Annotated in this window: 4 protein-coding genes; all 4 read left to right on the top strand. The window is 53.3% G+C overall.

From position 1 onward, the window contains the following. Positions 1-151 precede the first annotated feature (151 nt). Positions 152-6046 carry a DUF4347 domain-containing protein gene (locus ACWHYD_RS06360; protein ID WP_447965074.1) on the top strand — a complete coding sequence of 1965 codons (5895 nt, stop codon included), beginning with the start codon at positions 152-154 and terminating at the stop codon, positions 6044-6046. Then, positions 6043-8583, top strand: coding sequence for an ATP-binding protein (locus ACWHYD_RS06355; RefSeq protein WP_447965073.1), 2541 nt, complete (start codon positions 6043-6045; stop codon positions 8581-8583). Before ACWHYD_RS06360 ends, ACWHYD_RS06355 begins: the two co-directional genes overlap by 4 nt. A 232-nt stretch (positions 8584-8815) precedes the next feature. After that, a complete protein-coding gene (locus ACWHYD_RS06350; RefSeq protein WP_447965072.1) occupies positions 8816-10648 on the top strand; it encodes a GGDEF/EAL domain-containing response regulator in 1833 nt (610 codons plus the stop codon). A gap of 387 nt (positions 10649-11035) precedes the next feature. Continuing rightward, complete coding sequence (locus tag ACWHYD_RS06345; protein WP_447965071.1) at positions 11036-12268, top strand: EAL and HDOD domain-containing protein; 1233 nt, start codon at positions 11036-11038, stop codon at positions 12266-12268. Positions 12269-12471 lie beyond the last annotated feature (203 nt).

The following is a 12471-nucleotide window of genomic DNA, read 5'->3' as shown; positions in this document are numbered from 1 at the left end:
ATTGGGTTTATCGCTACCCAAAAAATTCAGATGAAAGAATTATGCCAAAAAATAGGTTCGTAATGGCAGATACACCAACACAACCAGGGAGAATATTTACAGAAGGAAACATCTTTGCCAGTGATCACTTGATATGGAGATGGTCGGTAGAATGAAACCACTGTTAGCACTCGAACCGAGGATCTTATTTGATGGGGCCGCTCTCGTGACCGGGGCGGAAGTGATCCAGGATCAGACCAGCCAAGATCAATCGATTCCGGGCCCCGATGCCCCCGCGGAACCCATTTCCGGTGAAATCATGGATCCTGACAGTGAAAACTCATGGGCCTCCGGTCTCTCATCGGCAACGCCAACCGATCGTCGGGAAATTGTCTTCATTGATACGCGGGTTGAGGATTACCAGACCCTTATGAAAGGTATCCACCCTAGCGCAGAAGTCATTCTTCTGGATGCGGGGCGGGATGGACTTGAACAAATTGCAGAGGTGCTCAAGGACCGGAATGCTGTGGATGCCATTCATCTCATTGGAGAAGGCACCGAAGCGGAACTGCATTTAGGCACAGCCTTTCTCACCAATGATTCGATCAGCAATCAGTATGCGGCGGTGTTAAGTCAGATTGGGCAGAGTCTGTCTTCCGAGGCCGACCTATTGATCTACGGCTGTAACTTTGGCCGTGGTCAGGCCGGCCTATCGGCAATGCAAACCTTGGGCGAATTGACAGGGGCTGATATCGCAGCCAGTACGGACCGGACCGGGCACGTCAGCGAATATGCCAATTGGAATTTGGAAGCCTCCACCGGGTTTATTGAAACGTCCATCGTGATTGGCGAAGCCGCCCAAGCCGCATGGGAAGGGGTCTTGGCGACTTTCACGGTTACGACGACCACGGATGGGGGCGCAGGGTCACTCCGCCAAGCCATCATGGATGCCAATGCGAATTCCGGCACCGATACCATTACCTTCGCCGGAAGCGGGACCTACCTGCTCACCATTGCCGGAACGGGGGAAGATTCTGCAGCCACGGGTGACCTGGACATCACGGATAACCTCATCCTTATCGGGAACGGCGCGGCGAATACCATAATTGATGCTTCTGGTCTCGGTGTGGATGGGGTGTTTCACATCTTAGGATCCAATACTACGACAATAAGCGGGATCACCATTCAAGGAGGTAATGCGAACGATGGTGGTGGGATTTTCGTAGATGGTTCCAGCATCCTGAATCTGACGGACGCGATTGTGCAAAACAATTCTAGCGACCGTGGCGGAGGCTTACACGTGCACGGGACTGCCAATGTGAATCGGGTCCTGTTTTTTAATAACTCCGCCACTGTTGAAGGAGGTGCCATACACTTTCATGGGGCTGACGGTGGATCGTTAACAAACATTACAGTCACCGGTAACACTAGCGGGATTGACGGTGGGGGATTGTGGACAGATACATCAATTACCATAACGAACTCCACATTCACACTTAACCATGCCAATGATGATGGAGGTGGAATTGTTGCGGACGCAGGCACCATCACAATTTCCAACACGATTGTGAGTGACAATACTGCAACGACTGCAAATCCCGATGTCGATGGCACCTTCAGCAGCAATGGCTTCAACCTGATCAAAGATGTAACAGGAGGGACCGGTTTTGGCAGCGACATTACCGGCGTCAGCGGCAATCTCGGGGCACTTACCAACAACGGCGGGCCGACTCGAACACATGCGCTAATGGCCGGTAGCCTTGCACTCAACGCCGGCACAACAACAGGGGCACCTGCGATTGATCAGCGGGGCATCACGCGTGATGCCGTACCGGACATCGGGGCGTTCGAATATACGGCCTCCGCCTTTGTCTCGAAGAGTGAATTTATGGTCAACGATCCTTCCGGGGACAACGAACAAACCAGCGGGCCCTTGCGAGGGGCCGAGCGGGCGGTTGATATCGCACCCAACGGCGATTACGTGGTGGTCTGGACGAACGGAACTTCAAACGACAAAGTGTTCGCCAAGGTGTTCGATAGTGGTGGCAACGAGAAGATTGCGCAGTTTCAAGTCAACATCGGGGGCGGAACGAATGCGTGGACCGATGTCGCCGTCGACGACAGCGGGAATTTTCTCGTTACCTGGACCCAAGGCGGGGATATTTTCATGCGACGCTTTTTGGCCAACGGCACAGCGATCGACGCCGGAGACGTGATCGTCAACACCGGCACATCCAACACTCAGCAAAATCCATCCGTGAACATCAATGGCGCCGGTGATTTCGTGATCGCATGGGAAGGCGACGGCGGGGGCAACGAAGGAATTTTTGTACGACGCGGCAGCATGGGCGGAGGGTTGACCGGCAGTGACATCACCGTCAACACCGCAGCGGCTGCGAAGGATCCCTCGGTAGGGATTGCGGATTCTGGTGGATTTGTTGTCGTATGGGATAACGGGTCCGACGTCTTCTTTCAGCTCTACAACAGCGGAGGCAGTCCACAAAATAGCGGTCAGGTTGACGTGCTCTTACAGCTCAGTGCCGGTGCCGCCGCAGTGGATATGAGTGGCGATGGCCGTTTTACCGTTGCCTATCGCGCGACAGTCCTGGATCCGGAGATTTATGTCAGGCAATTCGATGCAACCGGGAATCCCCTCTATCTCCCCAAAATCGCTAACACCTCGGGGCTCCTCAGTACTCAGACCAATCCTTCGATCACCATGGATGAGATTGGAGAATTCATCGTCGTGTGGGAAGGCACCGGTAATCAGGCTGGTCAAGTCGACGGGGCCGGGATCTTTGGTCAGAAATTTAACTCCAGTGGTCAAAAAATCGGTGTTGAGTTTTTGATTAATCAAACCACCGCCAACGTGCAGGACCGCGCCTCTGTGGCCATGCTGGACCGTGATAACTTTGTCGCCGTGTGGACCGGCAGCGACGGAGCGCAAACCGATATTTTTGCCCGCCAGTATGGGGCCACAACCTCACCGACTTTGGATTTGGATGCCAACAACAGTTCCGGAGCCACAGGCAACGATTATGCGTTCACCTTTACCGAGGGCGACGGTCCCACGGCGATTGCCGACAGCGACACCGATCTGGCAGATGTGGACAGCACGACCTTCGCTTACGTGACCGTGTCGGTCAGCGGCCTGCTGGATGGCAATGCGGAAGTCTTGATCCTCGACGGGGATACCTTTGCTCTGGCCACCGATGCGCCAGGCCAGGATACCACCGGCGGCAACTACCATGTGCGTGTATCCACTTCCGCCGGCACGGCCGTAGTGACGATCATTAAGCAGGGGGGCGGGACATTTAGTGAGGTCGAAACGGAAACGCTCATCAAGGCAATTCGATACCAGCACCAGGATACGGACGCACCATCTGATGGTGACCGGTTGATCGAGGTGAGAGTGAATGACGGCACGACAGACAGTGCCGCCGCCCGAACGACCATCAATGTGGATCCGGTTAATGACCAGCCTGTCTTCGCCGGTCTGGACAACACGCCCGCCTTCACTGAAGGGGGTGCCAAGGTGGTGCTTGACGGCAATGCCACCATCGCCGACCCTGAACTAGATGCCGCCAATGATTATAACGGCGCGACGCTCACATTGGCCCGAAACGGCGGCGCCAATGCGGAAGATATGTTCGCTGAAAGCGGCACGCTGAGTACCTTGACCGAAAGCGGTGGCCTGGTAGTTGGCGGAACGACCATCGGCACCGTCACCACCAACAGCGGTGGGACATTGGTCCTCACTTTCAACAGTAACGCCACCACCGCCCTGGTCAACAGTGCCCTGCAACAGATCACGTATGCCAATAACAGCAGCAACCCACCGGGTAGCGTGCAGGTTGATTTTGTGATGAACGACGGCAACTCTGGCGGACAAGGCACCGGCGGCGCGCGGAGCGATACAGGATCCATTACCTTCACCATCAATGGGGTCAATGACCCGCCGACCGTAGACCTGGATGCCAACGACAGTTCAGGTGCCACCGGCAACGATTATGCCGTTACGTTCACTGAAGGCGGCGGGCCGATTGGCATCGCCGATAGTGACACGGATCTGTTGGATGCGGACAGCACCACCTTTGCCTATGTGAAACTGGGCGTGAGCGGACTGCTGAACGGCAATACCGAGACGCTCGTGCTCGACGGCAATATCTTTACTCTGGCGACCGCCGTGGCCGGACAGGACAGCACCGGCGGGAACTATCATGTCGTGATTGGCACCGGAGCCGGAACAGCCACTGTCACGATTACCAAACAAGGCGGTGGCACGTTTACAGAGGTCGAGACAGAAACGTTGCTCAAGGCAATTCAGTACCAGCACACGGATACGAACGCTCCCACCGACGGAGACCGATTGATCGACGTGTATGTCAACGACGGCACGGCAGACAGTGTCGCTGCACGCACGACGATCAACGTGAATCCCGTGAACGACCCCCCGGTAGCCGTGGGGGACGGTTTTATTGTCAATGAAGGGGCAACCACCCGGCTGAACCTTTCCAACAATGATGGCGACCCTGATGACGGACTGGATCTGACCAGCATCACCATTGTCTCCGCCCCCAGCAATGGCACTATCACCAGCGTAAATACGGATGGAACGGTAGATTATACCCATGATGGCTCCGAAACCCTTGCCGACAGCTTCACGTATACGATCCGGGATTTCTCCGGCCTTACCTCGAATACGGTCACGGTGGATTTGACCGTGACACCGGTCAACGATCCCCCTACCGCAGTAGCCGACAGCTTCACCGTCAACGAGGGATCCACAAATACGCTGAACCTTTCCATCAATGATACCGATCCGGATAACGGATTGGATCTGACCAGCATCACCATTGTCTCCGGTCCCACTAATGGCGCCATCACGAGCATTAATTCCGATGGGACGGTGACTTACACCCATAATGGCTCAGAAACCCTTGCCGACAGTTTCACCTATACGATCCGCGATCTCTCCGGTACCACCTCGAATATTGTCACGGTGGATTTAACCGTGACACCAATCAACGATGCGCCGGTCATCACCTCGAACGGGGGCGGTACCACCGCCAATATTTCCGTTACCACCGGCACCAGGGCAGTGACGAATGTGCATGCCACAGATGCGGATGGAAATCCCCTGACCTACAGCATTATCGGCGGAGCCGATGCGGCATTATTTACCATGGATCCCGTGACCGGTGTCCTCACATTCATCACAGCTCCGGATTTCCAGGCGCCTGGCGATATCGGAGCCGATAACATCTATGACGTGATCGTCCAAGTCTCCGACGGCACGTCCGTCGATACACAGGCCATTGCCGTCGCGGTTACCCAAACCAATGTTCCGCCACAAATTTTCATACCCACGCCACAGGACCCTGCGCCTTCATCAGATCCCCCGCCGAGAGATTCCGGCGACGAGCCTTCGGAGGACCAGGCGCCTGACAATGGTGGCAGTTTTGATCCCGGCTCGCCAGGGAATATCCCTGATGGCGGCCAGGGTTCCACGATTACGGGTGCCAAAAATTCGGTTACCGAAAATACGCTGGGACGACACGAATTGCCGGCTAAGCAAGAGGATGGAGAGCGCACAGGCTTCGCGGGAATGGTGAGTGACATGTGGAGTGTGCTCAAAAAGCCCCCTGATATCACAGCCTTCAAGGATGAAATCCGGTCATTGCTGCACAGATCAGGATTCCTTCAGGACCTCGATCGGGTTCGCGACGATGTTCAGGAGGTCGCCGACACCGAACAAGCCTATTTGGCATCCAGCATTGCCGTCTCCACCGGCTTGTCGATTGGCTATGTTGTCTGGCTCCTACGCAGTGGGGTGCTCTTGACGGCCCTGCTTTCGTCGGTGCCGGCCTGGCAGTTTGTGAACCCCCTGTTGGTGTTAGATGCGGCGGCGAAGAAGAAGCGCCAAAGTGGGCAAAAAGGCGTGGAAGGCGATTCGGTGGAGTCACTGTTTGAGAAACCCACCGCGTCTTCCGAAATAGCTGAGGAGAAAACCGGGGCTCCCGCTAAAGCCCCTCGAGCCCGTTGGTTCAATTGGAATAAGGGATGAACATTCTTTCAACAAAGTCCCGTCTGGCCTTCGGCCAGGTCAGTCTCCTTATCAGTGTGTTGCTAACAGCCAGCTTGTTTGGTTTGATGCCGGACCGAACCGGCGCGATTCGCCAGGGACGTGCGGCCCTCGCTGAGTCCATCGCCGCCAATAGCACAATTCTCATTACCCAGGAGGATGTTGAGCGCCTGGAGGGAATTTTACAGTTGGTCGTGGACCGAAACCCGGACCTGTTATCTGCCGGATTGCGAACTGAATCGGGTGAATGGCTTGTCACAATAGGTGACCATGAGAACCATTGGCGGGACAACCAGTCGGACTATTCTTCAAATACCCAGGTAACAGTCGCTATCTGGGAAGGGGAAGATAAATGGGGCCAAGTCGAACTGCGATTCACACCGGTTAGTGACGACGGTTGGCTCGCGTTTATCACCGGCCAACAGACACAACTCCTGCTATTTGTGGCCCTAATGTGTTTCATCGGCTTTTACCTGTATTTGGGAAAAATGTTGAAACAACTCGATCCCTCACAGGCTGTTCCTGAGCGTGTGCGATCCGCTCTGGATACGATGGCAGAAGGGCTCCTGGTGCTCGACAACAAAGGGCAAATCATGCTGGCCAATCGGGCCTTCGCTACCTTGTTGACCTCTACCCCTGAGGCGCTCTTGGGTCAGGCGGTCGGAGCGTTTCCCTGGTCTGACATCGAAGGCCATCCGTTGGCACCGGGGACACACCCCTGGCATATCGCATTGAATTCGGGAGAGGCTCAAAAGAATGAGCGCGTCCGATTGACTCTACCCGACGGCACGCGGCTGACGTTTATGATTAACTGCTCCCCTATCCTTGGCAGCGGAGCCAAAAATGTCGGGGTTTTGGTCAGCTTTGACGACGTCACGCAATTGGAAGAAGCGGAAATCGAGTTACTGAAGTCCAAAGAAGAGGCCGTTGCGGCCAATCAGGCCAAGAGCGCTTTCCTGGCCAATATGAGTCATGAGATCCGCACACCGATGAATGCCATCCTGGGTTTCACAGAACTGATTAAACGTGGTTACGGACGCGACTCGGTTGAAACCCGTAAACATCTTGAGATCATCCATTCCAGTGGGAAACATTTGCTTGACCTCATTAACGATATTCTGGATCTCTCGAAGGTCGAGTCGGGGCGTCTGGAGATCGAACGGGTACGATTCAATCCCTATCTCGTGATCATGGATGTCGTCAGGGTTCTGGGTGTGAAGGCTCATGAGAAGGGCATCGAACTCGAACTTAAGATACCGGATGACGTCCCGGAGACCATAATCGGCGATCCGGGCCGGATTCGCCAGATTATCACCAACCTCGTGGGGAACGCGGTGAAATTCACTGAGCGCGGCGCGGTCACGGTGACCGCGCACGCCAAGCAGGTCGCCGGAGAGCTGATCCAATTTCATATCGATGTCGCAGATACCGGGATTGGAATGAATCCGGAAGCCACTCAGCGGATTTTTGAAGATTTTGTCCAGGCCGATGCGTCGGTAACCCGAAAGTTTGGGGGAACCGGCCTGGGATTAGCTATCAGCCGCAAGTTCGCACGTGCCCTGGGTGGGGATATTACGGTGGACAGTCAGCCGGGAGTCGGCAGTGTATTCAAGATTACACTGGATGCCGGCAGTGCGGGGGAGGTGGCCTGGGTCACACCCGGGCAGGCCTTAAGGATCGACGAACCGGGCATGATGCAGGAACTCACCAACTGGGTCTTTCCATCGGCCAGGATCCTGGTCGTGGACGATGGGCCGGAAAACCGCGAATTCGTGAAGGTGGTCCTGGAGGGTTATGGTTTGAGCATCGACGAAGCGGGAAATGGTCTGATAGGAGTGGAAATGGCTATGGCAAGCGAGTATGACATCATTCTCATGGACATGCAGATGCCTGAGATGGACGGGCTTACTGCCACTCGCACGTTGCGCGACAGAGGCCTGCAGATCCCCATCATTTCGCTCACTGCCAACGCCATGAAAGGCTTCGAGCAGGAGTTATATGATGCCGGATTTTCCGACTATCTCACAAAACCAATCGACATCGACCGGTTCCTCACTAAATTGGCTCAGTTCCTCCATGGTCAACCAAGTGGGGAATCATCCAGACCATCCGTCCTCCCGGAGTCCTCACACCATCAAGCCTCACAGATTGAGGACTCCTCACCCATCGTTTCCAGGTTAGGGTCAACCAACCCGAAATTCGCCAATGTGATTTCCCGTTTTGTGGGCCGCCTGAACGAACAACTGCAGGCAATGGATGCCGCCTATTCCAATCGGGATATGGAGGCCTTGGCCAAGCTGGCTCATTGGCTGAAGGGTGCGGGTGGCACTGTGGGGTTTGATGTGTTGAACAAGCCGGCTGCTGAACTTGAAGCCGCAGCCAAGGCTGCCGATCTGGAAATCATCGAACACCACCTTCACCGCATTCACCTTCTGGCGACACGAATAGCTCAGGGAGCTCAAAGGACCCAAGAGCCCGTGACAATGGAAATGCCATCTGCATCATCGTCTGCAGGGTAAAAAGTCCCCGGCAGACCTTTCCAACGTCGGCGACGGCCCCGTCAGACCTTCCAGCTCAATAACTGCATGTAGTCTCAGGGTGTCTCTATTTAATCGGCCATCAATTTTTCGGGTTTTTCGCTTTTTATACTTTATTTTCCCTTTCGAAAGACCGAAAAGTTTGCACAGGAAACGAACACCCTTGACCTGAAGCCGGAGATACCCGCCTTTTTTAACTTTGAGTGATCGCGACATGGAAACAGAGCAGACAGACCCGAGAGCATACCAAACACGAAATCAGGACGGGGTGCTCCTGGCGAAACCCGTCCTTAATGAATTGGGATGCGATGAAACCTCTCTGACTCAGGCCACCATCATGATGGTCGACGACGAGGAAACGACCATGGAGATCATGCGGGCCTATCTGGAGGATGCTGGTTATCAGAACTTTGTGCTTGTGGAGGATTCCTCTCGGGCCATGCAACAGATCGAAGAGTATCGACCGGATATTCTGTTACTTGATCTGATGATGCCGAACGTCCCCGGATTCACAATCCTGCAGCTTGTGAGGGACCATCCCAAACTGAAACATCTTCCTGTCATTATCCTGACCTCTTCCTCCGACGCGGAGACCAAACTTCAGGCTCTTGACCGGGGTGCCACAGATTTTCTCGCCAAGCCGGTGGATCCCAGTGAATTGAAGCTTCGGGTTCGCAACACACTGGCCGCTCGAGCCTATCAGAACCAACTTGCCTACTATGATGCCTTGACGAAATTGCCGAACCGGAGTTTGTTTCTTGACCGCCTGGCATGGTTTATACAGCGAGCGGAACGACATCATGACAACCTGGTGTTGTTGCATATCACACTCAATCAGTTTAAGCGCCTCTCCAATACCTTCGGCCCGGAAATCTCAGATCAGCTCATCACGCAGATCGCGGAGCGAATGAGTTCATGCATGCGCCGATCTGATGTATTTGGGCGGGGAATACCCGATTCAAGTGAATTGGATAGTCTGTTTCGCGTGGATGGGGATGAATTCTCGTTATTGTGTCCGACGATGGCTCATGCGGAACATGCGACGAAGTTAGCCTCCCGTATTCTGAAGGTCATGGAATCTCCGTTCAATGCCAATGGGACCGAGGTCTACATTGCCCCAAGCATCGGTATTGCCAGTTTTCCTGCCGATGCCGAAGATTTGACCACCCTCATCCAATGCGCTGTTGGGGCAAGCGCCCAGGCCAACTTTCATGGAACGGGAGGTTTCAATTTTTATTCGAGCGAACTAAATGCTCATAGCCTGGAGCGTCTGCGCATGGAAGCAGACTTGCGTCATGCCATCGAGGAAGACCAACTCCTGTTGTATTATCAGCCGAAGGTTGAGGTGAAAAGCGGGTCCATCATCGGAGTCGAAGCGCTGGTTCGATGGCAGAAACCGGACGGTACCCTCATCTTTCCGGATCAATTCATTCCCTTAGCCGAAGAGACCGGCCTGATCATCCCTTTGGGTGAATGGGTGCTGAAGGAAGCCTGTGCGCAATTGGCACGCTGGCAGGCTCAGGGGATATGGATTCAGGTCGCGGTGAATGTATCGGCCAAGCAATTCAATGACGGCTATCTAGTTGATTTGGTGAGGGAGACCTTAAAGAACAGGGGGGTCGATGCAAAGCATTTGACCCTCGAGCTGACGGAAAGCCTCTTAATGGGAAACGCCGAGCAGGCCGTGGAGACCTTGAACCACCTGATGGCGTTGGGACCAAAGATCTCTATGGATGACTTCGGGACAGGCTACTCCTCTCTCAGCTACTTGAAACGTTTTCCCATTCATGAGTTAAAGATCGACCGCTCCTTTCTGATCGATATTACCCACAACCCTGAAGCCCGGGCCTTGGTCTCGGCCATGATTTATTTGGCGCATGAGTTTTCATTGACCGTCGTCGCCGAAGGGGTAGAAAATCAGGAACAACTTGATCTTCTCACAACTCTGAATTGCGACCAATACCAGGGTTATTTCTTTAGCCGCCCAATCCGACCTGACGCTCTGGTTCCGATGCTCCATGTGGAAGATCCTTCCGTCAAGGCATAACCTACCTCCCCAAATAATTCGAATTTCTCGCAATCGACTCCCCTTCTCTCCGTCACCACCTCCTCTTGTTACCTTTCAAAAGTTCACACACATCTGACAACAACCGGCTGGAACCTCAGGAGGTTCAACGATGTTAACGACCCTACAATCCCCGGATTCCGGGCCCCAACCTAAAAAAATGAGATTTCCCAGTTTCAACAAGCTACTTCCACTTTCTTTCGTGGACTTTCATGAATTTCAAAGATTTCTCAATTCTTTTTTGTGAAATGCCGACAATAATGAAAGGAAACCCCTATCAGCCTGGAAATTGGAGATGAGAATAATAGGCACCACGGATATGCCTTCCTTCGCAATACACATCAAAGCCCCTAATCTTCGCCTCTAGCCATGAACACCGTCATTGCCAATTACGGGAATATCTTCGTCGGTCGCCAACCGATTTTGGGCCCGAATCTGAAGACCATTGGCTATGAGGTCTTGTATCGAAACTGTGAATCCGACTCAGCCATTATCCATAATGAAGAAATCGCCACTGCCCAGGTCCTCTTAAATACCTATCTCGATATTGGCCTGGAGCATGTGGTAGGAACCCATCTGGCTTTTTTGAATATTCCCAAACAATTTTTATTAGATAGATACTGTGAGGCTCTCCCAAAAAACCGGGTGGTCTTGGAAATATTGGAGACGGTGGAACCCACCCAACAAGTCATTGAAGCCATAGCATCTCTCTCTGAGCAGGGCTATACCATTGCCTTGGACGATTTTGTCTTCCATGATCGCTTTCGACCGTTTCTGGAATTGGCCGATATTGTAAAAATCGATGTCTTAGGAAAAAGCTCCGAACAATTACAACAAGAGACCCGGCAAATCCGGGATTACCGCGCACGGCTTCTCGCTGAAAAAGTGGAAACACGAGAAGCCTTTGAGACCTGCAAGCAGCTTGGTATGTTCTATTTTCAAGGGTTTTTCTTTTATCGACCAGATATCATTCGCGGGCGTGAAATTCCGGGGAATCGTATAGCTCTTCTGGAATTATTAGGGAAAATTCAGGACCCGAATATCTCCTTTGAATGTCTGGTCGAATTTATCCGAAACGACCTTTCTTTGAGCTACAAGATTCTTCGATATGTAAATTCGGCGTCTGTCGGACTTCCCAGGCGGGTGGAGTCCATTGAGCAAGCCGCCTGTATGGTAGGCATCGACCGGATACGCACCTGGGCTTCTCTCATTGTAATGGCCATAGGGAAAGACCAACCGATGGAAATGCTGGTGATCGCCTTGGTGCGAGCAAAAATGTGTGAGAGACTAGGACAGCAACTTGGCGCCGATTCCCCGGAAAAATATTTCACCATGGGCCTTCTTTCGGTCTTAGAAGCTTTGTACGGATCTTCCATGGAAAAACTGGTCGGCACCCTTCCCCTCCCGGACGAGATTCTTGAAGCCTTAATCCTGGAGAAGGGACCAATGGGAGCGGCATTGAGCAGCGTGAAAGCCTACGAGAAAGGTCAATGGTTAGAACTCAAAAAGCTCCAACTCCCTCCTAGCACGATTCGAGAATACTATGTGGAAGCCATTGATTGGGCAAACCACTTCTCCCCCATGATTGCTGAGCCAGCATGATATCCTGACAAACCCACCCGTCTGCTACCCCTCCGCTGACTTCACCCATCCATAGGGTACAAGATTCCCCACGCTCCTTTAGGATTGGGCGATCTTTTGGAGAATGTAGGCATCCTTATACTCACATGTTAGAATGAGACATGCCTGTCTGGTGCATCCCCTACTCAAAGCCACTTTAGGACACATTCACAGGTCATCATAAA

This window comes from Nitrospira sp. Ecomares 2.1 (assembly GCF_965152585.1).
The sequence above is the reverse complement of the archived record's forward strand: the minus strand, read 5'-3'. Positions and strand labels throughout refer to the sequence as shown.